The sequence below is a fragment of the Streptomyces sp. NPDC002788 genome (assembly GCF_053592115.1).
In genome coordinates this window covers 302,063-325,912 of record NZ_JBSFVB010000004.1, presented here as the reverse complement: position 1 = coordinate 325,912, position 23,850 = coordinate 302,063, and the positions used below count along the sequence as shown (strand labels likewise).

At 72.6% G+C, this 23,850-nt stretch carries 21 protein-coding genes and 1 pseudogene; 6 read left to right on the top strand and 16 right to left on the bottom strand.

What is annotated here, in order from left to right:
* Nucleotides 1-19 precede the first annotated feature (19 nt).
* The 4 genes from ACWD1U_RS10530 to ACWD1U_RS10515 form a co-directional block, all read right to left on the bottom strand.
* A complete protein-coding gene (locus tag ACWD1U_RS10530) occupies nucleotides 20-955 on the bottom strand; it encodes a PDR/VanB family oxidoreductase (RefSeq protein WP_451106254.1) in 936 nt (311 codons plus the stop codon).
* Complete coding sequence (locus ACWD1U_RS10525) at nucleotides 952-1,134, bottom strand: hypothetical protein (protein WP_451106252.1); 183 nt, start codon at nucleotides 1,132-1,134, stop codon at nucleotides 952-954. Before ACWD1U_RS10525 ends, ACWD1U_RS10530 begins: the two co-directional genes overlap by 4 nt.
* Nucleotides 1,131-2,201: a Rieske 2Fe-2S domain-containing protein gene (locus ACWD1U_RS10520; protein WP_451106250.1), complete on the bottom strand. Its 1,071-nt coding sequence runs from the start codon at nucleotides 2,199-2,201 to the stop codon at nucleotides 1,131-1,133. Before ACWD1U_RS10520 ends, ACWD1U_RS10525 begins: the two co-directional genes overlap by 4 nt.
* Before the next feature lie 443 nt (nucleotides 2,202-2,644).
* On the bottom strand, nucleotides 2,645-3,928 hold the full coding sequence (locus ACWD1U_RS10515; protein ID WP_451106248.1) for an MFS transporter: 1,284 nt from the start codon (nucleotides 3,926-3,928) through the stop codon (nucleotides 2,645-2,647).
* A 167-nt stretch (nucleotides 3,929-4,095) separates the two neighbouring features.
* Here ACWD1U_RS10515 and ACWD1U_RS10510 point away from each other — a divergent pair, with 167 nt between their 5' ends.
* Nucleotides 4,096-6,147, top strand: coding sequence for a phosphocholine-specific phospholipase C (locus tag ACWD1U_RS10510; RefSeq protein WP_451106247.1), 2,052 nt, complete (start codon nucleotides 4,096-4,098; stop codon nucleotides 6,145-6,147).
* Between the two features lie 133 nt (nucleotides 6,148-6,280).
* Here the strand turns inward: ACWD1U_RS10510 and ACWD1U_RS10505 are convergent, their stop codons facing one another.
* The 3 genes and pseudogenes from ACWD1U_RS10505 to ACWD1U_RS10495 all read right to left on the bottom strand — a co-directional run bounded on the left by ACWD1U_RS10505 (nucleotide 6,281) and on the right by ACWD1U_RS10495 (nucleotide 8,474).
* Nucleotides 6,281-7,342, bottom strand: coding sequence for a hypothetical protein (locus tag ACWD1U_RS10505; RefSeq protein ID WP_451106427.1), 1,062 nt, complete (start codon nucleotides 7,340-7,342; stop codon nucleotides 6,281-6,283).
* Between the two features lie 402 nt (nucleotides 7,343-7,744).
* Nucleotides 7,745-7,828 (bottom strand): annotated as a pseudogene (locus ACWD1U_RS10500) (DUF2510 domain-containing protein); the annotation flags it as partial.
* A 202-nt stretch (nucleotides 7,829-8,030) separates the two neighbouring features.
* Nucleotides 8,031-8,474, bottom strand: coding sequence for a hypothetical protein (locus tag ACWD1U_RS10495; RefSeq protein ID WP_451106245.1), 444 nt, complete (start codon nucleotides 8,472-8,474; stop codon nucleotides 8,031-8,033).
* Between the two features lie 180 nt (nucleotides 8,475-8,654).
* On the opposite strand from ACWD1U_RS10495, the gene ACWD1U_RS10490 reads away from it, so the two are divergent.
* Nucleotides 8,655-11,342 (top strand): ATP-binding protein, encoded by a 2,688-nt coding sequence (locus ACWD1U_RS10490; protein WP_451106243.1) that lies wholly within the window; start codon nucleotides 8,655-8,657, stop codon nucleotides 11,340-11,342.
* A 141-nt stretch (nucleotides 11,343-11,483) separates the two neighbouring features.
* Here ACWD1U_RS10490 and pcaDC read toward each other — a convergent pair whose 3' ends face one another.
* Genes pcaDC through ACWD1U_RS10455 form a run of 7 tightly spaced genes read right to left on the bottom strand, consistent with a single transcriptional unit; the run spans nucleotide 11,484 to nucleotide 17,095 of the window.
* On the bottom strand, nucleotides 11,484-12,605 hold the full coding sequence (gene pcaDC, locus ACWD1U_RS10485; RefSeq protein ID WP_451106241.1) for a bifunctional 3-oxoadipate enol-lactonase/4-carboxymuconolactone decarboxylase PcaDC: 1,122 nt from the start codon (nucleotides 12,603-12,605) through the stop codon (nucleotides 11,484-11,486).
* Complete coding sequence (pcaB, locus tag ACWD1U_RS10480) at nucleotides 12,602-13,897, bottom strand: 3-carboxy-cis,cis-muconate cycloisomerase (protein WP_451106239.1); 1,296 nt, start codon at nucleotides 13,895-13,897, stop codon at nucleotides 12,602-12,604. Before pcaB ends, pcaDC begins: the two co-directional genes overlap by 4 nt.
* Nucleotides 13,894-14,499, bottom strand: coding sequence for a protocatechuate 3,4-dioxygenase subunit alpha (gene pcaG / locus ACWD1U_RS10475; protein WP_451106237.1), 606 nt, complete (start codon nucleotides 14,497-14,499; stop codon nucleotides 13,894-13,896). Before pcaG ends, pcaB begins: the two co-directional genes overlap by 4 nt.
* A gap of 6 nt (nucleotides 14,500-14,505) precedes the next feature.
* Nucleotides 14,506-15,279, bottom strand: a complete 774-nt coding sequence (gene pcaH / locus ACWD1U_RS10470; protein ID WP_451106236.1) for a protocatechuate 3,4-dioxygenase subunit beta — start codon at nucleotides 15,277-15,279, stop codon at nucleotides 14,506-14,508.
* 15 nt (nucleotides 15,280-15,294) lie between these two features.
* Complete coding sequence (locus ACWD1U_RS10465) at nucleotides 15,295-15,699, bottom strand: thiolase family protein (RefSeq protein WP_451106234.1); 405 nt, start codon at nucleotides 15,697-15,699, stop codon at nucleotides 15,295-15,297.
* Nucleotides 15,696-16,340, bottom strand: a complete 645-nt coding sequence (locus tag ACWD1U_RS10460; RefSeq protein WP_451106232.1) for a CoA transferase subunit B — start codon at nucleotides 16,338-16,340, stop codon at nucleotides 15,696-15,698. The genes ACWD1U_RS10465 and ACWD1U_RS10460 overlap by 4 nt, the downstream gene beginning before the upstream one ends.
* Entirely contained in the window at nucleotides 16,340-17,095 is a 756-nt protein-coding gene (locus ACWD1U_RS10455; RefSeq protein WP_451106230.1) for a CoA transferase subunit A, read from the bottom strand. The genes ACWD1U_RS10460 and ACWD1U_RS10455 overlap by 1 nt, the downstream gene beginning before the upstream one ends.
* 206 nt (nucleotides 17,096-17,301) lie before the next feature.
* Between ACWD1U_RS10455 and ACWD1U_RS10450 the strand changes: the two genes are divergently transcribed.
* Entirely contained in the window at nucleotides 17,302-17,766 is a 465-nt protein-coding gene (locus tag ACWD1U_RS10450; protein WP_451106228.1) for a MarR family winged helix-turn-helix transcriptional regulator, read from the top strand.
* A gap of 14 nt (nucleotides 17,767-17,780) precedes the next feature.
* On the opposite strand, the gene ACWD1U_RS10445 is transcribed toward ACWD1U_RS10450, so the two are convergent.
* Nucleotides 17,781-18,773, bottom strand: a complete 993-nt coding sequence (locus ACWD1U_RS10445) for a DUF3048 domain-containing protein (RefSeq protein ID WP_451106226.1) — start codon at nucleotides 18,771-18,773, stop codon at nucleotides 17,781-17,783.
* 195 nt (nucleotides 18,774-18,968) lie between these two features.
* On the opposite strand from ACWD1U_RS10445, the gene ACWD1U_RS10440 reads away from it, so the two are divergent.
* Nucleotides 18,969-20,159 carry a zinc-dependent alcohol dehydrogenase gene (locus ACWD1U_RS10440; RefSeq protein WP_451106224.1) on the top strand — a complete coding sequence of 397 codons (1,191 nt, stop codon included), beginning with the start codon at nucleotides 18,969-18,971 and terminating at the stop codon, nucleotides 20,157-20,159.
* Nucleotides 20,160-20,166: 7 nt separating this feature from the next.
* On the opposite strand, the gene ACWD1U_RS10435 is transcribed toward ACWD1U_RS10440, so the two are convergent.
* Nucleotides 20,167-21,231, bottom strand: coding sequence for an ATP-dependent DNA ligase (locus tag ACWD1U_RS10435; RefSeq protein WP_451106222.1), 1,065 nt, complete (start codon nucleotides 21,229-21,231; stop codon nucleotides 20,167-20,169).
* A 74-nt stretch (nucleotides 21,232-21,305) separates the two neighbouring features.
* Between ACWD1U_RS10435 and ligD the strand changes: the two genes are divergently transcribed.
* Both ligD and ACWD1U_RS10425 read left to right on the top strand, forming a co-directional pair.
* Nucleotides 21,306-22,337 carry a non-homologous end-joining DNA ligase gene (ligD, locus tag ACWD1U_RS10430; protein WP_451106221.1) on the top strand — a complete coding sequence of 344 codons (1,032 nt, stop codon included), beginning with the start codon at nucleotides 21,306-21,308 and terminating at the stop codon, nucleotides 22,335-22,337.
* 213 nt (nucleotides 22,338-22,550) lie between these two features.
* Nucleotides 22,551-23,588, top strand: coding sequence for a LacI family DNA-binding transcriptional regulator (locus ACWD1U_RS10425; RefSeq protein ID WP_451106220.1), 1,038 nt, complete (start codon nucleotides 22,551-22,553; stop codon nucleotides 23,586-23,588).
* The last annotated feature ends 262 nt before the right edge of the window (nucleotides 23,589-23,850 follow it).

The window sequence follows — 23,850 nt, the reverse complement described above, 5'->3', positions numbered from 1 at the left end:
TGTTGTCGCCCTCTCAGGTTCACAGGTCAAGCACGAGCCGATCCCCGCGGCAGCGGGACACGCAGATGAGCATCGTCTCGCCCGCCGCGCGTTCGTCGTCGGTCAGGACCGAGTCGCGGTGGTCCGGCTCGCCCGCCAGGACGTCGGTCTCGCATGTGCCGCAGGTGCCCTCGGTGCAGGAGTACAGCACCTCGACCCCGGCGGCGCGCACGGCGTCCAGCACGGACACGTCCGGCGCGACGGTCACCTTCCGGCCGCTCCGCGCCAGCTCCACCTCGAACGCCGTGTCACCACCCGTCCGCTGCTCCTTCGGCCGGAACCGCTCGACGCGCAGCATCCCGGACGGGCACCGGGCCTCCACGGCGTCCAGCAGCGGCCCGGGGCCGCAGCAGTAGACGAGGGTGCCCGGGGGCACGTCGTCCAGCACCGGGGCCAGGTTCAGCAGCCCCGCCTCGTCCTCGGGCGCGATCGTCACCCTGTCCCCGTAGCGGGCCAGTTCCCCGCCGAACGCCATGGACCGGCGGGTGCGCCCGCCGTACAGCAGCGTCCATTCGGCGCCCGCCGCCTCGGCCGCGGCCAGCATCGGCAGGACCGGGGTGATGCCGATGCCGCCCGCGACGAAGCGGTATCGGGGCGCGGGCTCCAGGCGGAAGTTGTTGCGGGGCCCGCGCACCCGGAGCTTGGCGCCTTCGCCCAGCCGCTCGTGCACATGGGCCGAACCGCCCCGCCCGCCCGGCTCGCGCAGCACGGCGATCCGCCAGGCCGACCGGTCCGCCGTATCGCCGCACAGCGAGTACTGCCGCTCCAGGCCGGGCCCGAGCACGACGTCGATGTGCGCGCCCGGCTCCCAGGGCGGAAGCGGCTCGCCCAGCGGATGACGCAGAGTCAGGGCGAGTACCTGATCGGCCGCGAACTCCCGGCGTTCGACGACGAGTTCGGTTTCGTCCGCGCTCATGAACTGTCCCCTCGCGGCTCGTCGCCGGTCACGTGTCCCTGCGGATGGGCGAGCATCCACTCCCACATCTCGACCGGGTCCTGCGCGGTGTGCTCCCGGCCGCAGTGGCACGTGCCGTGCAGGACGTCGGTGCCGGGCAGCCAGTCGATGCGGTAGATCTCGCCGGTCGGAGCGGTCACCGGACCTTCTCCACGGGCTTGTCGCCCTGCTCCACCAGCCGGGCGAGGATCCGCCGGGCGGCCAGGCCACCGGTGTCGATGTTGATGCTCAGCTCCTGGTAGCCGGTCCGCTCGGTGCCGAGCGTCTTCTGCAGCAGGTTGAGCGCGGTGACGTCCTGCATCACGACCGTGTGGTTGTTGCCGCGCAGGAACTCGGTGACCTCGGCGTCGTCCGTCGCCCAGTCCCGCGAGACGGCCCAGAAGTCGTACACCGTGCCGTCGCCGGACGGGGTGATCGCGTAGGTGATCTCGGTGTGGAAGCCGTGCGGGTCGTTGCCGTCCGCCTCGGGCAGCACGCCGACCGGGGCGATACGGCTGTGCAGCAGATACAGACAGGGCGCGTGGTACTCGATGTCCTGCCAGCGCGTGATCCGCCCCTCGATGCCGGTGGACTCGGCGTAGAAGGGCGGGCATTCGGCGTCGTCCATGTGCCGGCTCACCCGCACGATCCCGGCGCCCTCGTCGACCTCCGTCGTGATCGGAGTCTCGGCGACCTCGGGGGTGCCGATGTAGCCGCCGTGCAGATACGTCTCGTGGGACAGGTCGAGGAGGTTGTCGACCAGCAGTCCGTAGTCGCAGTCGATGGGCTCCATACCGCGCACGGTGACCCAGCCGGGGGAGTCCAGGTGCCGCGCCCGGGGGATGTTCCGTGGGTCGGCTAGGGCCGGGTCGCCGATCCACACCCAGATCAGCGAGTCCTGCTCGACGACCGGGTAGGAGGCGACGCGGGCCGTGCGCGGCACCCGCTTCTGCCCAGGCACGTACACGCACGTGCCGGTCGGGTCGTAGGTGAACCCGTGGTACCCGCACACGATGCGGTCCCCGTCGAGCCGCGTCGGCGCCTCCGACAGGGGATAACGCCGGTGTACACACCGGTCGTGCAGCACGACCGGCGTGCCCTCCGCCTCGGTCCGGTAGAGCACGAGCGTCTCACCGAGGATCGTCCGTCCGAGCAACTCCCGCCCGACCTCGTGGCTGTAGGCGGCGACATACCACTGGTTCCTGGCGAAGGCGGTCATGTGAGGCATGGCGTTCCCGTCCCTGAGAGCGGGGCGCCCTCGCCCCGCGTGCCGTGGTTGGACTCAGGTTCGTGAGGCACGCCACGCTCCGGCAAGGGGCCTTCCGTCTGACGGAAGCGACTCAGGGAGCCGGGTCGGCGGAGGGCCCGCCAGGTGCCCGCGTCCCGTGCTGTGAAGGCTCCGGCATCCCGTAACCTTCACGTGTTCACCCTCGTGTGCCCGTGCGGGAGAAACAGGGCAAGCCGAAGCGAACCGCTTGTGCACGGGCGAGGTGGGGGCGGATCGGTCTCAGGGGTCCTTGCACTGTGCCCGCCCGGGTCGCGTGGACCGGCACCGCGCCTCGCCGCGTGCCGAAATGCCCAGGTAGCTCCGCTGCCAGGGCCCTCCGGCGCCTTGCGATGCACGGCACCGGTCCACGCGACCTGATCGGACGCTCATCGTGCAAGGACCCCTCAGCGCCGCAGCTCCGTGTGCGCGGACTCCGGCAGCCGCAGATACACCACCGACGACCCCAGACAGATCACCGCGACATACCAGGGGAACCACCCGGAGTGCCCCAGCTCCTTGAACAGGGTGCCCACGTACGGAGCCGTCCCGCCGAAGAGGGCCACCGTCAGGGAGTACGGGAAGCCGATGCCCGCCGCGCGGACGCGGGGCGGGAAGATCTCCGCGTTGACGGCCGCGCTGATCGAGGTGAAACCGGTCAGCAGGACCATGCCCGCGCACTGCACGAGCAGCAGCACGGCGAAGGAGTCGCGCAGGCTGTGCAGCAGGGGCACCGCGAGCAGCGCGAAGCCCAGGCCGAAGAAGAGCAGCAGGGGGCGGCGGCCGAAGCGGTCCGAGAGGAGGCCGCCGAGGGGTTGCAGCAGGGCGAAGAAGGCCAGCGAGATCGTGCCCGCGAGGAGCGCGTCCGACTTCTCGATCCCCGCGTTGAGTTCGGCGTACGTCGGCAGGTACGACGTCCACGTGTAGTAGGCGATGGTGCCGCCCGCGGTGATGCCGCCGATGAGGAGCGACTCGCGCGGGTGCCGGCGCAGCGCCTCGAACAGACCCGGGCGCGGCGCATTGCGCTGTTCGGTGCTGCGGGTCTCCTGCGCGCCCTGCCGGATCCAGAACCCGACCAGGCTCAGCACGGCCCCGAGTGCGAACGGCACCCGCCAGCCCCAGCCGTTCATCTGCCCGTCGCTCAGCGTGTCCACGAGCAGTGTGGCGATGCCGGAGGCGACGAGCTGCCCCACGGTCGTCGACACGTACTGGAAGCTGGAGAACAGCCCGCGCCGTCCGGGGCCCGCCGACTCGACCAGGAACGTCGTCGAGGCCGCGAACTCGCCGCCCACGGACAGACCTTGGAGCAACCGGGCGAGGACGAGGATCACCGGCGCCAGCACACCCGCCGCCGCGTAGGTCGGGGTCAGTCCGACCAGCAGGCTGCTGCCGCCCATCAGCAGGATGGTGACCGTCAGCGCGGCCCGCCGCCCGTGCCGGTCCGCGACCGCGCCCATCAGCAGCCCGCCGACCGGCCGCATGAAGAACCCGACCGCGAACACCGCGAACGTGGACAGCAGCGGCACCAGCGAGTTGTCCGCGCTCTCGGGGAAGACCTGGGCGGCGATGTAGGTGGCCAGAAACGTGTAGGCGTACCAGTCGTACCACTCCACCGCGTTGCCCACGGAGGCGGCGAGAAGCTGGCGAACGGGCCGTTTCGTCGGCGGGGATGCCGTCTGCGTCTCTGTCACGCCCCTCACCCTCCCCCGGCGGCGCCCGGGCACACCGGGCGTACCGCCGACTTTCACACGAGCGTCACCGGCCCCTTCCTTGTCGTTTGGTGTCCCTGAAACACTCCTTCCGCGGATTCCGCCACGTTCCGGCCATCCGGCACCTCAGGATGAGAGGTCTGTCCTTCATGTCCGAAGTAAACCGGCGCCGCTTTCTCCAACTCGCGGGTGCCACCACGGCCTTCAGCGCGCTGTCCGCGAGCATCCAGCGTGCCGCCGCGCTCCCGGCCAACCACCGCACCGGGTCGATCGAGGACGTCGAGCACATCGTCGTCCTCATGCAGGAGAACCGTTCCTTCGACCACTACTTCGGCACCCTGAGAGGCGTCCGCGGCTTCGGCGACCCGCGTCCGGTCACCCTCGACAACGGCAAACCGGTCTGGCACCAGGAGAAGGACGGCAAGGAGATCCTGCCGTTCCACCCGGACGCCGACGACCTCGGCATGCAGTTCCTGGAGGGCCTGCCGCACTCCTGGCCCGACGGCCACCAGGCCTACAACGGCGGCAAGTACGACCGGTGGGTGCCCGCCAAGGGCACCACGACCATGGCGTACCTGACCCGCGAGGACATCCCCTTCCACTACGCCCTCGCCGACGCCTTCACCATCTGCGACGCCTACCACTGCTCGTTCATCGGCTCCACCGACCCCAACCGGTACTACATGTGGTCCGGGTACACGGGCAACGACGGCACCGGCGGCGGCCCGGTCCTCGGCAACGACGAACTCGGTTACGGCTGGACGACCTACCCGGAGCGCCTGGAGCAGGCCGGCATCTCCTGGAAGATCTACCAGGACATCGGCGACGGCCTCGACGCCAAGGGCTCCTGGGGCTGGATCCAGGACGCCTACCGGGGCAACTACGGTGACAACTCGCTGCTCTACTTCGACAAGTACCGGGGTGCCAAGCCCGGCGACCCCTGGTACGACAAGGCCCGCACCGGCACGAACGCCAAGGCCGGCGACGGCTACTTCGACGTGCTGAAGGCCGACGTCAAGGCGGGCAGGCTGCCGCAGATCTCCTGGATCGCCGCCCCCGAGGCCTTCTCCGAGCACTCCAACTGGCCGTCGAACTACGGCGCCTGGTACATCGCCCAGGTCCTGGACGCCCTCACCTCCAACCCGGAGGTCTGGTCGAAGACCGCCCTGTTCATCACCTACGACGAGAACGACGGCTTCTTCGACCACGTCGTACCGCCGCTGCCGCCCGAGGACGCCTCCCGGGGCCGGTCCACCGTCGACGTCTCCCTCGACCTCTTCCCGGGCGACGGCAAGAACACCGCCGGCCCCTACGGCCTCGGCCCCCGGGTGCCGATGCTGGTCGTCTCGCCGTGGAGCAAGGGCGGCTACGTCTGCTCGGAGACCCTCGACCACACCTCGATCCTGAGGTTCATGGAACGCCGCTTCGGCGTGCGCGAGACGAACATCTCGCCCTGGCGCCGGGCCGTCTGCGGTGACCTCACGGCCGCGTTCGACTTCTCCCGCAAGGACACGCGCCCGGCCGCGCTGCCCGGCACCGACGCCTACGAGCCGCAGGACCGCGACCGTCACCCCGACTACCGCCCGGCCCCGCCCGCCGACCCGCGGATGCCCCGCCAGGAACGCGGCCTGCGCCGCGCCCGGCCGCTGAAGTACGCCCCGCACGTGGACGCCGCCGTCGACGCCGTCGCCGGGAAGCTCACCCTCACCTTCGCCACCGGTCCGAAGGCGGGCGGAGCCTTCCACGTCACCTCCGGCAACCGCACCGACGGCCCCTGGATGTACACGACCGAGGCCGGCAAGACCCTCTCCGACACCTGGAACTCGGCGTACTCGGCGGGCTCCTACGACCTGACCGTGCACGGTCCGAACGGCTTCGTGCGCGTCTTCAAGGGCTCGAACCGGACGGCCGGCTGCGAGGTCACCGCGCGCCACACCGGCGACGACATCGAGCTGACCTTCACCAACAAGGGCTCCGGCACGGCCCGGCTGAAGCTCTCGAGCGGCTACGGCGGCAGGCCCTCGGCCGTCACCGTCCGCCCGGGCGCCACGGTGCGCCGGACCGTCGAACTCGCCGCCGACCGCCGCTGGTACGACCTGACCGTCACCGCCGAGGGTGACAAGGCGTTCCTGCGGCGGTTCGCGGGACACGTCGAGAACGGCAGGCCGGGTGTGAGCGACCCGGCGATCATCACCGCGTAGCGGAGGTGGGGTGCCCCGGATCGTGAGGCCGGGGCACCCACACCGGTTCGGCGGTGGCCCACCCGGGTCGCGGGGCCGGACGGCGGCCGCCGGATGGCCGTCGTCCGTCGGTGCGTCTGCGCCGGCCGTCGCGTCAGACGTCCTGCCCGTTGCCGCCGCCCGTCGACACCTTGATGCCCTTGGCGATGTCGTCCAGGACGGATTCCTTCTGGTCGGCGTCGACGCCGAACCGCACGACGACCATCTGCTTCGCGTTCGCGGGGGAGGGGAACGCGAGCGACTCGACGATGCCGTCGGCGCCCTTGCTCGTGACGGCCCTCCAACGGACCAGGTAGCCCTGCTGCCCGGCCACGGTCACCGCCCTGGAGGCCAGGACGTCGTGCGAGGTGATCCCGCCGTAGGACTTGCCGCCGTAGGACTCCTCGGCGTTCGCCGCGATGTCCGCCTTCGCGATCTCCTCGGCGGTGTCGCCCTCGGTGCCGAGGGCCAGGGCCGGGGCGGAGTAGGCGCCGCCCTTCGTGCAGGTCGAGGACGTGTCGCCGGGGCACTTGTAGGAGTCGTCGGAGGTCACCTGCGCCCCGATCCTGCCCTGCTGGCCGTACCAGCCCTTCGGAATCGGCAGACTGATCCCGCTGACCGGGTCGGTCACGGACCCGCTCCTGATCTTCGGAGGCTCGGACTGCTCGGGTTGCGGACTCTGCCCATCGGAGCCGCCGTTGCCGCCGGGGCCACCGGAACCCCCGGAGCCCCCCGGTCCGCCGAACGGCCCGCCCTGGCCGCCGGGGTTGCCGCCCGGCCCCTGCGAGGTGGCGGAGCCGCCGCCCGAGCCGCCGTGGTCGGTCAGCGCGTACACCCCCACGCCGATGCTGGAGAGCACGACGACGGCCGCGGCGACGGCCGCGCCTGTCCGCAGCCGCCGGCCCCTGCCGGGCACAGGCGCGGCGGGACAGGCCGGATACCCGGGAGCTGCCGGATACCCGGCGCCGGGCGGGTATCCGGTGCCGGGCGGATACGCAGCGCCGACCGGTTGCCCGAAGGCAGCGGGATACCCAGCGCCTTCGGGACGGCCGACGGCTTCCGGACAACCGGCACCTTCGGCCCGGCCCGCGGCTCCCGGTTGTCCGGGGCTGCCCGGATACCCGGGGCCTCCCTGGGTGCCGGGGTCGGCCGGCTGCCCGGGGCCGGCCGGGTTCACGGTGGCTTCCGGGCCGTCGGCGTCGGTGGGCTGCCCGGCTCCCGGCTCCTCGGGGCCGGCGACCTGCCCGGCGTCGGCCGACACCCCTGTGGTTGCCGGCCGGCTCGCGGAGCCGGGAGCCCCAAAGGCTCCCGGCTCCCCGCCGCCCGCCGGCAGCCCGCCGTCATCCGGATCCGTCGCACCTCCGGGTGCCTCGACGCCGGTCGGCCGTCCGGCCCCCGGCTGACCCGTGCCGGTCGGCTGCCCAGCAGCCCCCGGCTGCCCCGCGGGCGCGTCCCCTGATGGCGCGGCGTCCCCCGACGGTGCCCCGCCGGGGGCCGGATCCGTCGGGGCGGGCGCCGCCGCCGGGGGACCCCAAGCCGTGGCCGGTCGGACCGGGCGGATGCGGTCCGTCCAGGCCCTGCCGTCCCACCAGCGTTCCGTGGCGGGCCCGTCGCTTGTCTGTCCGGGGTCGGGGTACCACCCGGGAGGAGTCTCCTGCGTCATGCCCCCACCGTATGAGGCGTCGGTGAAGAAGGCATGAGAGGAGCCGGAGCCGATTGTTCCAGCAGCAGCAGCCGGGCCGGCCGCCGAGGAGCCGGTGGCGGAGGCCGCCGCCCGCCCCGGCGGCCGGGGGTCGGAGAGCCCGGCACGCTGTGACGCCACGCCCCCGTGTTCGTCGGCTCCGTGCCGGCCAGGCCGTGCAGTGTCAGGAACCCAGGCCGTGCAAGGTCAGGAACCCCGGCACCGCGAAGGCGTACGCCTCCTTCGTACGCGCGGGAAGGTGAGCAGTCAGAACGCCGGAGCACCTGCTCGCGCGTACGTCGGCGACCACACCGATCAGCGTCGTCGCCACCGCCATCGGCGCGATCACCAGGACCGGCACCGGACGCGGGCCGAGCCGACCCGCCCAGGCGGCCGAAAAGCGCCGCCCCGCGGGCCGGAAGCAGAACGTGAGCGCCGAGGACGTGTACGTCTTCACCAGAGCGGCGGCCTCCCTGCCGCCCGCCGGCGTGAAGAACCGGCCGCAGTGATCGTCGCTGATCAGCCGTGGACGCCGAGCGCGTACCACTCGATGACAGTGCCCACCGACCCCGCGACCCGCGCCCGTCAGCCATGCCGTGAGCCTGCGCTCGAGATGAATGGACGTCATCTTCCTTGTGTTCACGCGCCGTTGACCCGAAGGTGACTGGTGGCGGGCCGGGTGCGTCGTCCGGACGCACCCGGTGTCATCCGTCACGGCAACAGGTGCTCCGACCGCCCTCCACTCAGGCAATCGGACGGCTACGCTCGACGCTGGTACGTCATTCGGGCGACTTGGGGAGGTAGCGGGATGACGGAGGTACGGCCCACGGCCGCCGCCTCGGCTTCCCTGTGGGAGCGCGAGGAGGAAGTCGCCGCCGTCGCACGGGCGGTCGACAACCTGTGCGCCGACCGCTCCTCGTCCGGCGGGCTGCTGGTCTTCCGCGGCGAGGCCGGACTCGGCAAGACCGCACTGCTGGCCGAAACCCGCCGCATCGCCGAGGCACGCGGCTGCACGGTCTGGTCGGCACGCGGCGGCGAGACCCTCAGGTCCGTCCCCTTCAACGTGGTACGGCAGTTACTGCAACCGGCGCTGGTGTCGATGCTGCCGGAGGAGGCCCGCGAGTACCTCGGTGACTGGTACGACATCGCCGGCCCCGCCCTCGGCATCACGGACCCCGGAGGCCGGCAGGCCGACCCGCAGGGCGTGTGCGACGGCCTGGTCGCCGCCGTGCGCCGGCTCGCCCGCCGGGACTGGCCGCTGGTGCTGCTGATCGACGACGCCCACTGGGCCGACCAGGAGACCCTGCACTGGCTCGCCGGGCTCGCGGAACGCCTCGACGAGATGTCGTCCGTCCTGGTCGTCGTCGCCCACCGCCCGGACGACGTCCCCGGCCCGAGCGCCCACCACCTCGACACCGTCGCCGCGGCCGCCGTCGGCCCCGTCACGACACTCAGCGCCCTCACCCCGGACGCGACGGCGGGCCTCACCCGCGCCACCCTGGGCAACCACGCCGACGCGGCGTTCTGCCGCGAGGTCTGGGCCGTCACCGCCGGCAACCCCTACGAGACCGTCGAACTCCTCGCCAAGGTCCAGGACAGCGAACTCGAACCGGTCGAGGCCCGGGCCGCAGAACTGCGCGAACTGAACCGCTCGGCCCGCGGCGGCGGCCTCGTCGCCCGCCTGGAGGAACTCGGCATCGACGCCACCAGGTTCGCCTGGGCCGCCGCCATCCTCGGCACCGGCATCTCCATCGGCCTGGTCGCCAAGCTCGCCACCCTGAAGCCGGACGACGCCCGCCGCTGCGCCGAACTGCTGCGCACCGCCCGCATCCTCACCGCACCCGACCCCGCCACCGGCCGCGGCGCCGACGGCGACCTGGAGTTCGTCCACCCGCTCATCGCCACCGACGTCTACAACTCCATCCCCTACGCCCTGCGCACCGCCATGCACGGCATCGCCGCCCGCATCGTCACCGACGAGGGGCGCGGTGCCGCTGCAGCCGCCCGTCATCTCATCGAGGTCCACCCGGACGACGACGAGGAGCTTGTCGGGCAGCTGCGCGAGGCCGCCCGCGAACACCTCGCCGTAGGCGCCCCCGACGCGGCCCGCCGCTGCCTGGAGCGCGCCCTGGAGGAACCACCCCGGCCCGAGTCGCACCCGCATGTCCTGTACGAACTGGCCGAGGCCACGTTCCTCACCGCGCCCGCCCGCACCATCAGCCATCTGCGGACCGCGCTCGGCATGCCCGGCCTCGACGGCGACCAGCGGGTGGACGCCGTCTTCCGGCTCTCCCAGGCGCTCCTGCACAACGACCAGCTGGAGGAGGCCGTCCGCACAGTCGAGGCGGAGGCCGCACGGCTCCAGCCCGGTCCCGCCCGAATGCGGCTCCACGCCGCGCACTTCATGTGGGAGAGCCTCCACGCCGGCGAGGCCATCTCACCCGGCCGCTCCCAGCGGCTCGCCGACCTCGCGAGCACCTGCACCGGCCGGGACAACTCCGAACGCGCCCTGCTCATCCTGCGCGGCTTCGACGCCCTGATGCACGGCGAGAACGCCGAGGTGGTCGCCGAACTGTGCGACCGCGCCCTCGTCAACGGCCGCCTGGCCCCCGGGCTCGGCTGGACCGACACCGAGTGGGGCATCGAACTACTGCTGATGCTGGCCAACGCGTACGCGTTCACCGACCGCCTCGACCGCGCCGAAACCCTCTACAACGAGGCGCTGCGCGCCTACGAGACGGCCGGCTGGAGCGGCGGCCACCTGGCCCTGGCGCACGCATACGTCGGGCTCGGACACCGCAGGCGGGGCCGTCTGCGGGAGGCGGAGGCGTCCTTGCGCGAGTCGCTGCGCCTCGCCGAGCGCGTCGGCCGCGGCCTGCCCCTGTACTGGTCGGCGACCTGCAACCTCGTCGACACACTCCTCGCCCGCGGCCATGTCGGCCAGGCCTGGGACGTCGCCGAACGGTACGGCTTCACTCCGCCCTACCCGTCCACCATCGTCCTGCCGGACCCGCGCTCGGTGCGCGGCAGGCTGCTGCTGGCGGTCGGTCGCACCAAGGACGGCATCAACGAACTGGATGCCGCCGAGAAGGCGGCGGCGGCGCGCGGCCACCACAACCCCGTGCTCGTCCCCTGGGCGACGGACCTCGCCCGCGCCCTCAGCACCGAGGATCCGGCCCGCGCGGCCGGGCTCGCCGTCGACGTCCGCCGCCAGGCCGAGCGTTTCGGCACGGACTCGGCCATAGGGGAGGCCCTGCGCTGCGCCGCCGCCCTGGAGACCGGCCAGCGCGCGGTCCGGCTGCACGCCCAGGCCGTCGCCTACCTGGAGGCCTCACCCTGCCAGTACGAGCACGCGGCGGCCCGCATCGAGTACGGCATCGCCGCCCGCTCCGCGACCGAACTCGGCCGGGGTCTGGACCTGGCGGTCTCCTGCGGGGCGGACGGTCTGGCGGAACGGGCACGGGCCGCGCTCCGGGCCGGTGCCGGACCGGCGTAGCTCAGGCGCGGAGCAACTGGCCGGTCACCGCTGCGAGCCGCCCCCGCACCTGCGGGCCGTACGCCGCCTCGTGGGCATGGTCCCCCGGTCGGCACGCGGGCGGGCGTGAGCGAGCCGTCGTCGAAGCTGCGGTCGGCAGGGTCACCCTCCCGCGCCGTCCTCTTCCGCGAGCACCCGCTGGGCCGTCGCGAACGCCGAGTTCGCCGCCGGCACTCCGCAGTACACCGCCGTCTGCAGCAGCACCGCGCCGATCTCCTCAGGAGTGAGCCCGTTGCGGCGGGCCGCCCGGACGTGCATGGCCAGTTCGTCGTAGTGGCCGTGGGCGACCAGCGCGGTGAGGGTGATCATGCTGCGCTCGCGGCGCGACAGCGTCGGGTCGGTCCAGATCTCACCCCAGGCGTAGCGCGAGATGAAGTCCTGGAAGCGGGCGGTGAAGGGCGTCTGCCCGGACTGCGCCCGGTCGACGTGCGTGTCGCCGAGCACCTCGCGCCGTACGGCCATGCCCCGCGGGGCACCCTGGCCGAAGTGGGCCCGCAGCGCGGTCAGTACAGCTTCCGGGCACTGGGCGGGGGCCAGGTGCGAGGCGCCGGGGATCTCGACGAGCGCCGAGCCCGGCACCGCGTCGGCGATCTCCCGCAGATGCGCGGGCGGCGTCGCCGGATCGTCCCGCCCGGCGACCAGCAGCGTGGGCACGGTGATCTCGCGCAGACGGTCCCGCAGATCGAACGCGGCGAGCGCGTCGCAGCAGGCGGCGTACGCGCCCGGGTCGGCGTCCCGGTGGTCCCGCACCAGGAGGGGCACGGTGAATCCGGGGGTGAACCAGCGGGCGTCCGCCCCCTCCGCCAGCCCGGCCAGCCCCTCCCGTCGCACCAGCGCGGCCCGCTCCTCCCACGGCTTGGAACCGTTGAAGTGGGCCGACGAGCAGATGACGGCCAGCGACGACAGCCGCTCCGGACGGTGCACCGCGAGATGCAGCCCCACGGCCCCGCCCAGCGACACCCCCGCGTACGCGAACCGCTCGATGCCCAGCGAGTCGGCGAGCGCGAGCACCAGAGCGGCGAGGTCACCGACGGTGGCCCCCGTCCCGATGAGACCGGCCGCCGAACCGCCGTGCCCGGGCAGGTCCCAGCGGATCACCCGATGGGTGACCGACAGTTCGGGCGCCACCCGGTCCCACAGGGCGTACGACGTGCCGAGCGAGGGGCCGAGCAGCAGCGGGGGAGCGGAACCGGGCCCCTCGGAGCGGTGGTTCAGGAGTGTCAACGTCGCTCCAGAGCACGGTCGGTGAGTGCTCCGGCGGAGCCCGTGTAGTGGGTCGGATCGAGGTCGGCGTCCGCCAGCTCCGGAGCGTCGGTGAGCGGCCCCCCTGCGGAGGCCAGCCGGGTGAGCAGTTCCTTGGCGCGGGCGCGGCCCAGCACCGGGGCCAGCTCGGCGGACAGCCGCTCGGTGACGATCAACCCGCCGGTGAGATCCAGGTGTTCGCGCATCGTGTCGGCTCTCACCCGCAGTCCCTCGGCCAGTTCGGCGGCGTCCCGTGCGGCGCCGCCTGCCAGCCGCAGCAGGTCCCGCAGCGGCTCCCACTCCGCGTGCCAGGCCCCGGCCGGCCGGTCGTCCTCCGCCGCCATCGCCCCGTACAGTGTGGCCGCGAGCTGCGGTGCCCGCCGTGCGGCGGCGGCGATGAGGGTGGACCGCACGGGGTTGGACTTGTGCGGCATGGCGGACGAACCGCCGCCGCTGCCCTCCACGACCTCCGCGATCTCGGTGCGCGACAGGGTGAGGACGTCCACGGCCGGCTTGCCGAGCGCGCCCGCGGTGAAGGCGAGGCACCCGGCGAGATCGGCGACCGGCGTCCGCAGGGTGTGCCAGGGCAGTTCGGGTGCCCGGAGGCCGAGTTCGCGCGCGTAGGCCACCGGCAGCGCGGTCGGATCGCTCGCGCCGTACGCCCCGAAGGCGGCCAGCGTCCCGGCCGCGCCGCCCAGTTGGACGGGCAGGGAGGCGCGTACGGTCCGCACCCGGTCGCGTGCGTCCAGTACCAGCGCCCGCCACCCGGCCGCTTTCAGCCCGAACGTCGTCGGCACGGCGTGCTGGGTGAGCGTCCGGCCCGGCATGACGGTGTCGCGGTGCTCGGCGGCCAGTCGGCGCAGGGCTTCGGCCGTGCGCCCGAGATCGGCGAGGACCAGGTCCAGGGTGCGCGCGGCGACCAGCATGGTCGCGGTGTCCAGGATGTCCTGGCTGGTCGCGCCCCGGTGGACGTACGGGCCGTACTCGTCGCCCACGGCCTTCGTCAGGTCCGCGACCAGGGGGATGACCGGGTTGCCGCCCGCGCGGGCGCGTTCGGCGAGGGACCGCACGTCGAAGGCATCGGCGCCGGCCGCTTCCGTCACCGCCGCCGCCGCCTCGGCGGGGGCGAGACCGGAAGCCGCCTGAGCCCGGGTCAGCGCGACCTCCGCGTCGAGCAGGGCCCGCAGATAGGCCCGGTCGCCCGTCGCCGCGGAGGCCGTCGAGCCGGCCCATCCGGGGGCGAGCAGGCCGGTGTCGCCGTGCGGAGATGTCACTGGAACTCCAGGAAGACCGTCTCGCCTTCGCCCTGAAGGCGGATGTCGAAACGGTACGTGCCGCCTGCTTCCTCCACGGCGATCAGCGTGTCGCGGCGCCCGTCCTCCAGCCGGGACAGCAGCGGGTCGGCGGCGAGCGCGGCCGTGTCGCCCGGCAGGTAGATCCGGGTGTACAGGTGCACGAGCAGTCCGCGAGCGAAGACGCACACGCTGAGGTACGGGGCGTTCCGCCCGCGCGCACCCGGCCGAAGCGTCCGCGCGTACCAGTGGCCGTTCGCGTCGGTCTGGACGCGCCCCCAGCCCGTGAACTCCACGCCGTTGCGCCCGAGGAAGGCGCCCGAGGCAGGGTCGCGCCGCATCGAGCCGTCGACGGTGGGCAGGTTGCCGTCGGGGTCCGGGCCCCACAGTTCGAGCAGCGCGTCGGGCAGCGGATCGCCCTCGCCGTCGGTGACGTACCCGTGCACGGTGACCGTGTCCGGATGCCCCGGGGGCGCGATGTCCTCCCCGCCGCGGAACGGCAGGGCGTGGCCGTAGAACGGGCCGACGGTGTGCGAGGGGGTGGGCAGCACGTTCTCCGGCCTGCTGGTGTCGATCTTCGTCATGGCAGGTCAGCGTCCTTCTTCGATCCAGGTGGCGTTCGGGCCGTCCAGCACGATGTCCCAGTGGTAGCCCATCGAGAACTCCGGCACCGACAGGCCGTGGTCGTATGTCGCGACCAGTCGCTGCCGGGCCGCGTCGTCCGTCACCGACTGGATGATCGGGTCGTAGGGGAACAGCGGGTCGCTCGGGAAGTACATCTGCGTCACAAGGCGCTGCGTGAACGCCGTGCCGAAGAGCGAGAAGTGGATGTGCGCCGGGCGCCAGGCGTTGACGTGCTGGCGCCACGGGTACGGGCCCGGCTGGACGGTGGTGAAGCGGTAGCGGCCCTCGGCGTCGGTGAGGGTGCGGCCCACGCCGGTGAAGTTCGGGTCCAGCGGGGCGTCGTGCTGCTCGCGCCGGTGGGTGTAGCGGCCGGCCGAGTTGGCCTGCCAGATCTCCACGAGCTGGCCGCGGACCGGGCGGCCGTCGCGATCCAGGAGCCGACCGGAGACGGTGATGCGCTCGCCGATCGGCTCGCCGGCGTGCTGCCGGGTGAGGTCGTTGTCGATCTCGGTGATGTCCCGCTCCCCGAAGGCCGGAGAGGCGAGCTCCACCAGCTCCGGATCCCTGCTGACGTCGATGGTGACCGGCGGCTGCTTGGGGTGGCGGAGCACCGAGGAGCGGTAGGGCGCGTAATCCCGCCGCGGCTGGTGCTCGACGGGCTCCCCGTCGGCGAGCCGCTTCTCGTACGCGGCGTGCCTGGTCGCGATCTCCTGATCGATGTCGTGCTGAGTGAGCGTCATGGTGATCCTGTTCCGTCAACGTGCGAGGACGAGGGCGGGACCTTGGCCCGACCCGATGCAGTGGGTGGCGACACCGACACCGCTGCCCCGCCGGGCCGGCTGAGGGGCGGCCGTCCCGGCGAGCCGGGCCCCGGACGCACCCGGCGGATGGCACAGGCGGTTGACGGTCACACCCGGCACGGAGGTGGGCAGGCCCGTGAGCAGGGGGGTCATGCGGTCGGCGTCGCGGTTCGCCTCACCGGCGCCGTCGGCGTTGCCGAGGTACCCGTCCTCGATCCGGGCCGGGGCCAGCTCCGGCGTACGGGCGCGGAGTTCACGGATGGCGTGCGCGGCCAGGTCGTCGGGGCGGACCGAGGCGAGTGAGCCGTTGCGGTGGCCGAGGGGCGTACGGACCGCGTCGACGAGGTGGACGCCCTTCACTTCAGGCCTTCCGGCACGGTCAGTTCGGCATCGGTCCTGGCCGCGATCTCGTCGGCACTCACGCCCGGCGCGGTTTCGACCAGTACGAGCCCTTCGTCGGTGACGTCGAGGACTCCGAGGTCGGTGACGATGCGGTTCACGCACCCCTTGCCGGTCAGCGGCAGGGTGCACTCGGTGAGGATCTTCGGGGAGCCGTCCTTGGCGGTGTGCGTCATGACGACCACGACCGTGCGGGCGCCGTGCACCAGGTCCATCGCCCCGCCGATGCCGGTGACCAGCTTGCCGGGGACGGCCCAGTTGGCCAGGTCGCCCCGCTCGGAGACCTGCATGGCGCCCAGCACGGCCACGTCGATGTGCCCGCCCCGGATCATCGCGAACGACAGGGCCGAGTCGAAGAAGGACGCGCCCGGAAGGACCGTCACCGTCTCCTTTCCGGCGTTGATCAGGTCCGGGTCGACGGTGTCCTCGGTGGGATAGGGGCCGGTGCCGAGGATGCCGTTCTCGGATTCGAGGACGACTTCGACGCCCTCGGGCAGGTGGTTCGGGATGAGAGTGGGCAGACCGATGCCGAGATTGACGTACTGGCCGTCCCGCAGCTCCCGTGCCGCCCGGGCGGCCATCTCCTCGCGCGTCCAGGCCATCAGGACCTCACCGTCCGCTGCTCGATCCTCTTGTCCGCCGCCTGCTCCGGGGTGAGCGCGAGCACCCGCTGCACGAAGATCCCCGGCAGGTGCACCGCGTCCGGGTCGATCTCCCCGGGCTCCACCAGTTCCTCCACCTCGGCGATCGTGACCCGCCCGGCCATCGCGGCCAGCGGGTTGAAGTTCCGGGAGGACTTGTTGAAGACCAGGTTGCCGTGCCGGTCGCCCCGCGCGGCCCGGACCAGCGCGAAATCCGTGCGGATGCCGTGTTCCAGCACGTACTCGGTGCCGTCGAACTCCCGGACCTCCTTCGGCGGCGAGGCGAGCGCGACCCCGCCCTGCCCGTCGTAGCGCCAGGGCAGTCCGCCGTCGGCGACCTGGGTGCCCACCCCGGCCGGGGTGTAGAAGGCGGGGATCCCGGCGCCGCCGGCCCGCAGCCGCTCGGCCAGCGTGCCCTGCGGGATCAGTTCGACCTCCAGCTCCCCGGCCAGGTACTGCCGGGCGAACTCCTTGTTGGCGCCGATGTAGGAACCCGTCACCCGGGCGATCCGGCCGGCGGCGAGCAGCACCGCCAGGCCCGACTCCATCGCCCCGCAGTTGTTGGAGACCACCGACAGGCCGGTGACCGCGCGCTCGTGGAGCGCCTGGATCAGGACGTTCGGCACCCCGCTCAGCCCGAAACCGCCCACCGCGAGCGACGCGCCGTCCGGCACGTCGGCCACCGCCTCCAGGGCTGTGGCGACCACCTTGTCCATCCGAGAAGCCCCATCTCTTCCGAGCGACCCGACGAATTAATCAGGGCACTGACTATTTCCACGAGCTGGTCCCTCACGCTGCCATCGGGAAGGTGGGGCGTCAAGACCTCGTCATACCTGCCTCCAACTCCTCGCATGGACGGCAGACAGCCTCGAACTGGTCGACTATTGTTCAGCACACAGACGAAAGCGACCGAGGGGTGCACATGGCGGCGGCGGACCTTACCACCCACCCCGGGCACCTGGCCCGGCGACTCCAGCAGGCGCACTACCTGCTGTGGAACACGATGGTCTCCGAGGAGATCACCTCGCCCCAGTTCGCGGTCCTCAACACGCTCGTCGCCGAGCCGGGCCTGGATCAGCGCACGGTGGGGGAGCGGGTGGGGCTCGACCGGTCCACCATCGCCGAGGTCGTCAGCCGGCTCGGCCGGCGCGGGCTGCTCGACAAGGTCCGCGACCCGCAGGACGGCCGCCGCTCCCTGCTGCGCCTGACGGACGAGGGGGTGCGCACGCATCGCAAGCTGACCGTGCGCACCGCCCGGATGAACCAGGTGTTCCTCGCCCCGCTGTCCGCCGACGAGCGGACGGTGTTCTTCGACCTCATCCGGCGGGTGGCGGACGCGGCCGAGGGGCTGCGCAACCCCGAGGAGCCCGTGGCCGTGCCCCGCTGAGAGACGCGGACGGGTCAGGACGCCTTGGCGTACACCACCCACACCTGGCCCTTCGCGAAGTGCACCGGTGTGCCGTCGCCGGTGGTGAACGCCGTGCCGTCGGCGGCGCTCCCGCGCTCCCAGTTCACGTCCCAGGCCCGCCCGTCGCGCAGCACCTTCGCCTTCCCCGAGCCGACCGTCTCGGTGTACGGCGTGTTGTTGCCGAGGAAGTCACGGAAGGCGGACTCGCGCACCTTGACGTACTGCACGACGACCGTCGCGGGCGCCATCCGCTTCCCGTCGGCCGTCGTCGCGGGGGAGCCGTCCATGCCGACCAGCCAGCGGTCGCGGGAGTCCGACCAGGTGAAGCTGAAACGGGCCGCCGGGTAGCGCACCGTCTGCGAGTCCGTGGCCGTGCCGCCGGCGGGGGCGGAGCCGTAGCGGAAGCCGGTGGTCAGGGCCGCCCGGCCCGGGGCTTCGGGCACGAGCCGCTCGGGCCGCAGGTAGAGGTTGTACGGGGCGGGCTTGTCGCTGCCCCGGAAGTAGGCGTCGGCGGCGTTCGTCGGCGTCTGTGCCCGCAGCGGCGCCTCGTCGATCAGCGGCAGGAGCTTCTTCTGCGCTCCGGAGAAGGCGAGCGTGGGGCGGTCGAACTGGCGCAGCAGCTCCAGATCCGACTCGCGTGCGCTGCGCACCGGTCCGACCGCCTCCGGCAGCTGTGTCGCGTAGACCGTCATCAGCCGGCTCAGCCCGCCCTCGACCTGCTCCACGTACACCACGTCCGCGGCGTCGACGCCGGTGTGCGGGCGGGCCGAGCTCGCGTTGTCGATCTTGACGGCGAGCACGGATGGGCCGGTCGCGGTGGCCGAGGCCTCCCGCTCCGACTCCCGGGACGACCCCCGTCCGTCGTCGGCCGTGCCGCCCCCGCTCGTGCAGCCCGCCAGGGCGGCCGTCAGCGCGGCGGCCAGCAGCGCCGCCGTCGTCGAGGCGCGCCGTCCGCGCGACCCTCGTCCCATTACCACCGTCGCCATCACGCGCCTCATATCGTCGATCTGTCTTGATTGTGCGCTTACCTGAACATCGATGGCCATAGTCGGTCGACTGTGTCGTGGCCGACTCCGCGGCGTCCGTCGGTCGGCGCGAGGTTCAGCGCGGGACGCACGTGGTACCCGGTCTCCGCCAGCCGGCCGACCGACGCGCACGCTGACGGAGGGAGCGCGAGGCGAATGAGGGCAGTGACCTGGCAGGGCAAGCGGGACGTGCGGGTGGAGAACGTGCCCGATCCGGTGATCCAGGAGCCGACGGACGCGATCATCCGCGTCACCTCCACCGGACTGTGCGGCTCCGATCTGCACCTGTACGAGGTGCTCACGCCGTTCATGGCCCCGGGGGACATCCTCGGCCATGAGCCCATGGGGGTCGTCGAGGAGGTCGGCGCGGGCGTCCCGGACCTCCAGGTCGGGGACCGGGTCGTGGTGCCGTTCCAGATCGCCTGCGGCAATTGCTGGATGTGCCTCACCGGCCTGCCCACCCAGTGCGAGACCACCCAGGTCCACGGCGAGGGGATGGGCGCCGCCCTGTTCGGCTACACGCGCCTGTACGGCGCCGTGCCGGGCGCCCAGGCCGAGTACCTGCGCGTACCGCAGGCGCAGTACGGTCCGATCAAGGTCCCTCAGGGCCCGGCCGACGACCGTTTCGTCTACCTCTCCGACGTCCTTCCCACCGCCTGGCAGGCGGTCGCCTACGCCGAGGTCCCCCAGGGCGGCAGCATCGCCGTGCTCGGCCTCGGACCGATCGGCGACATGGCCTGCCGCATCGCCCAGGTGCGCGGGGCCGGGAGGGTGTTCGGCGTGGACCTGGTGCCCGAGCGGCTGCGCCGGGCGCGCTCGCGGGGCGTGGAGACGTACGACCTCAGGTCCTTCGACGACGAGAAGGAACTCGTCGCCGCGATCCGTGACGAGACCGACGGCCGCGGGCCCGACGCCGTCATTGACGCCGTCGGCACGGAGGCCCACGGCAGCGCGGTGGCCCGCCTCGTGCAGAACACCTCCGCCCTGCTGCCGCGCAAGCTGAGCGGCCCGATGGCCGAGCGCTTCAGCGTCGACCGGCTCGCCGCGTTGTACACCGCCATCGAGCTGGTGCGCCGCGGCGGCACCATCTCGCTGTCCGGTGTCTACGGCGGTATGGCGGACCCGATGCCGATGCTCACCCTGTTCGACAAGCAGATCCAGATGCGGATGGGCCAGGCCAACGTCCGCCGCTGGACCGACGACATCATCCCCTACCTGACCGACGAGGACCCGCTCGGCGTGGACGACTTCGCCACCCACCGGGTGCCGCTGTCGGAGGCGCCGCACGCGTACGACATGTTCCAGCGCAAGCAGGACGGCGCCGTCAAGGTCCTGATGCAGCCCTGAGTGTGCTTCAGGCGCCCAGGATCTCCGCGAGGTCGTAGCGGACCGGCTCCTGCAGCTGCGCGTATGTGCAGCTGTCGGGCGTCCGGTCCGGGCGCCAGCGGCGGAAGCGGGCGGTGTGCCGGAAACGCTGCCCGTTCTCCATGTGGTCGTACGCCACCTCGACCACCCGCTCCGGCCTGAGCGGCACCCACGACAGGTCCTTGCGGCCCGACCAGCGGCTCGGCGCCCCGGGCAGCCGCGCCTTCTCGTGCGCCGCCTCTTCGGACCACGCTGCCCACGGATGCCCCGTCACGTCGTCCATGCGCAGCGGCTCCAGCTCCGCCACCAGCTCGGCGCGCCGCTTCATCGTGAAGGCGGCCGACACGCCCACGTGCTGGAGCGTGCCGTCGTCGTCGTACAGACCGAGCAGCAGCGAGCCCACCACGGGGCCGCTCTTGTGCAGGCGGTACCCGGCGACGACGACGTCGGCCGTCCGCTCGTGCTTGATCTTGAACATGGCGCGCCCGTCCGGCCGGTAGCGCACGGTCAGCGGCTTGGCGATGACACCGTCCAGGCCCGCCCCCTCGTACTCCTCGAACCACTGCCGCGCCACCTCGATGTCGGTGGTCGCCGGTGCCAGGTGCACCGGCGCCGTCACCCCCGACAGCTCCCCGGTCAGCAGCTCCCGCCGCTCGGTCAGCGGGGTGTCCATCAGCGACTCGTCCCCGAGCGCCAGCAGGTCGAACGCGACGAGCGAGGCCGGCGTCCGCTCCGCCAGTGTCCGCACCCGCGAGTCCGCCGGGTGGATCCGCTCGGTCAGCGCGTCGAAGTCGAGGTGCCCCTCCCGCGCGATCACGATCTCCCCGTCCACCACGCACCGCTGGGGCAACCGCTCCCGCACGGCCGTCACCAGCTCGGGAAAGTACCTGGTCAGAGGCTTGCCGGTGCGGCTTCCGAGCTCGACCTCGTCCCCGTCCCGGAACACGATCGCCCGGAACCCGTCCCACTTCGCCTCGTACTGCATGCCCGCGGGGATCGCCGCCACCGACTTGGCGAGCATCGGCAGGACAGGGGGCATCACCGGCAGGTCCATGGGTCGATTCTGCGCTCTCGTACCGGGGGACGCCCGATGTGCGAGGTATGCGGGCTACGCCTACCGTGGCTCGCATGGGCGACGCGGTGGAACTGGAGGTCGGCGGCCGGACCGTGCGGCTGTCCAGCCCGGACAGGATCTTCTTCCCCGAGCGCGGTTTCACCAAGCTGGACCTCGCCCGCTACTACATGGCCGTCGGCCCCGGCATCCTGCGTGCCCTGCGCGACCGGCCCACCACCCTGGAGCGCTACCCCGAGGGCGTGAGCGGCGAGAACTTCTTCCAGAAGCGGGCTCCCAAGAACATGCCCGACTGGATCCCGACCGCGCACATCACCTTCCCCAGCGGCCGCAGCGCCGACGAGATGTGCCCCACCGAGGTGGGTGCCGTGGTGTGGGCCGCCCAGTTCGGCACGCTCACCTTCCACCCCTGGCCGGTGCGCCGCGACGACGTCGACCGCCCGGACGAGCTCCGCATCGACCTCGACCCCCAGCCCGGCACCGACTACGACGACGCCGCCCGCGCCGCCCATGAACTGCGGGCGGTTCTCGACGAGTTCGGCGGCCTGCGCGGTTTCCCCAAGACGTCCGGCGGCCGGGGTCTGCACGTCTTCGTGCCCATCGAACCGCGCTGGTCCTTCACCCAGGTCCGGCGCGCCGCCATCGCCGTCGGCAGGGAGATGGAACGCCGCATGCCGGAGCAGGTCACCATCAAGTGGTGGAAGGAGGAGCGGGGCGAGCGCATCTTCCTGGACTACAACCAGACGGCTCGCGACCGCACGATCGCCTCCGCCTACTCCGTACGCCCACGCCCGCACGCCCCCGTCTCCGCGCCGCTGCGCTGGGACGAGGTCGGCATCGCGCACCCCCAGGACTTCGACCTGGCGACCATGCCCGCGCGCTTCGCCGAACTCGGCGACGTGCACGCGGACATGGACGACCACCGCTACTCCCTGGAGGCCCTGCTCGACCTCGCCCGCCGCGACGAACACGACCACGGGCTCGGAGACCTGCCGTACCCGCCCGAGTATCCGAAGATGCCGGGCGAACCCAGACGGGTACAGCCGAGCAGGGCCAGGAAGACGCCCGGGGGGCCTACCGCTCCTTGATCCGGACGGCACGATCCCCGGGGGCGGCCCGCACGAGCACGGGCAGGCGCCGGGAGGCGGACACGACCACGGACGGTGTGTGAGGCCGCTGCTCCCCGGGCCTGTGACGGGCGCGTGAGGCGGGCCGCCTTCCCGGGCCTCCTGGAGAGCGCTCTCACCCATCGGTGCACCCGGGGCTATCCTGATCCGCAACCGCAGGTGAGGAGCCCCGAAGTGACCGACACAGCGCCGCGTCCCACCCTGGAGGCCGTGGCCGCCCGGGCCGGTGTCTCGCGGGCCACCGTGTCCCGGGTGGTCAACGGTGGGGACGGGGTGCGGGACATCCTCGTCGAGCGGGTCCGCAAGGCCGTGGACGAACTCGGCTACGTGCCGAACCAGGCCGCCCGTTCCCTGGTGACCCGACGGCACGACGCGATCGCGGTCGTCGTCGCCGAACCGGAGACGCGGGTGTTCGCCGACCCGTTCTTCGCGCTCCAGCTGCGCGGCATCAGCAAGGAACTCACGGCCCACGACAACCAGCTCGTGCTGCTGCTCACGGAGGGCCGCGAGGACCACGCCCGGGTCGGTCGGTACCTCGCCGGCGGACACGTCGACGGGGCCCTCGTCTTCTCCCTGCACCTCCACGACCGGCTGCCGGAGCTGATCCAGCGGGCCGGCATTCCCACCGTCTTCGGCGGCCGGCCCGGCTGGAGCGGAGACCGGCGCGACGTGGTCTACGTCGACAGCGACAACCGCGGCGGTGCCCGCGACGCCGTCCGCCACCTCGCCGGCCTGGGCCGCACCCGGATCGCGCACATCACCGGCGCCCTCGACCAGACGTCCGCCGTCGACCGGCTCGACGGCTACCGCGACGTCATGGTGGACGGCGACCCACGCCTCATCGTCGAGGCCGACTTCACCCCCGCCGGTGGCGAACGGGCCATGCGCGAACTCCTCGACCGCTGCCCGGACGTGGACGCGGTGTTCGCCGCCAACGACCTCACGGCCTCCGGCGCGCTGCGCGTCCTGCGGGAAAGCGGCCGCCGTGTCCCCGACGACGTGGCCGTCATCGGCTTCGACGACATGCAGCCCATCGCGGAGCAGACCGACCCGCCCCTCACCACGGTCCGCCAGGACATCGAGGACATGGGCCGCCTGATGACGCGCCTGCTCCTGCGCGGCCTCGACCGTGACGCCCCCCGAGGGGGCGTCACTGGTACGCCCTCGAGCATGGTGCTGCCGACGACGCTGGTGCGGCGCGGGTCCGCCTAGCCTGTCGTCCGGATTGCGCTATGCCCGCCCGGATCGCGCGGCCTGGCACCGCGCCTCGCCGCGTTGCCGAAACGAGCAGTGTCCACGGACCCGCCGCCGGAGCGCCGCCGGGGCGGTGGTGTCCGAGGACTTCGATGTTTCCGCGCGCCGCCGTGCGTAGGCTCGTCCGGCGGGCGACCCGTCGAGGCGGCCGGAGCCCCGTGATCGGGGTGTTGATCCCGCGTTGAGCGAACGTTTTCCGCCCACCGCGAGGCTTCCGGCC

Bases quoted from the DNA above. Each gene is read 5' to 3' on its own strand.
- ACWD1U_RS10530 (WP_451106254.1), bottom strand. From the start codon at position 955: ATGAGCGCGGACGAAACCGAACTCGTCGTCGAACGCCGGGAGTTCGCG.
- ACWD1U_RS10520 (WP_451106250.1), bottom strand. From the start codon at position 2,201: ATGCCTCACATGACCGCCTTCGCCAGGAACCAGTGGTATGTCGCCGCC.
- ACWD1U_RS10510 (WP_451106247.1), top strand. From the start codon at position 4,096: ATGTCCGAAGTAAACCGGCGCCGCTTTCTCCAACTCGCGGGTGCCACC.
- ACWD1U_RS10495 (WP_451106245.1), bottom strand. From the start codon at position 8,474: ATGACGTCCATTCATCTCGAGCGCAGGCTCACGGCATGGCTGACGGGC.
- ACWD1U_RS10490 (WP_451106243.1), top strand. From the start codon at position 8,655: ATGACGGAGGTACGGCCCACGGCCGCCGCCTCGGCTTCCCTGTGGGAG.
- pcaG (WP_451106237.1), bottom strand. From the start codon at position 14,499: ATGACGAAGATCGACACCAGCAGGCCGGAGAACGTGCTGCCCACCCCC.
- pcaH (WP_451106236.1), bottom strand. From the start codon at position 15,279: ATGACGCTCACTCAGCACGACATCGATCAGGAGATCGCGACCAGGCAC.
- ACWD1U_RS10460 (WP_451106232.1), bottom strand. From the start codon at position 16,340: ATGGCCTGGACGCGCGAGGAGATGGCCGCCCGGGCGGCACGGGAGCTG.
- ACWD1U_RS10455 (WP_451106230.1), bottom strand. From the start codon at position 17,095: ATGGACAAGGTGGTCGCCACAGCCCTGGAGGCGGTGGCCGACGTGCCG.
- ACWD1U_RS10450 (WP_451106228.1), top strand. From the start codon at position 17,302: ATGGCGGCGGCGGACCTTACCACCCACCCCGGGCACCTGGCCCGGCGA.
- ACWD1U_RS10445 (WP_451106226.1), bottom strand. From the start codon at position 18,773: ATGGCGACGGTGGTAATGGGACGAGGGTCGCGCGGACGGCGCGCCTCG.
- ACWD1U_RS10440 (WP_451106224.1), top strand. From the start codon at position 18,969: ATGAGGGCAGTGACCTGGCAGGGCAAGCGGGACGTGCGGGTGGAGAAC.
- ACWD1U_RS10435 (WP_451106222.1), bottom strand. From the start codon at position 21,231: ATGGACCTGCCGGTGATGCCCCCTGTCCTGCCGATGCTCGCCAAGTCG.
- ligD (WP_451106221.1), top strand. From the start codon at position 21,306: ATGGGCGACGCGGTGGAACTGGAGGTCGGCGGCCGGACCGTGCGGCTG.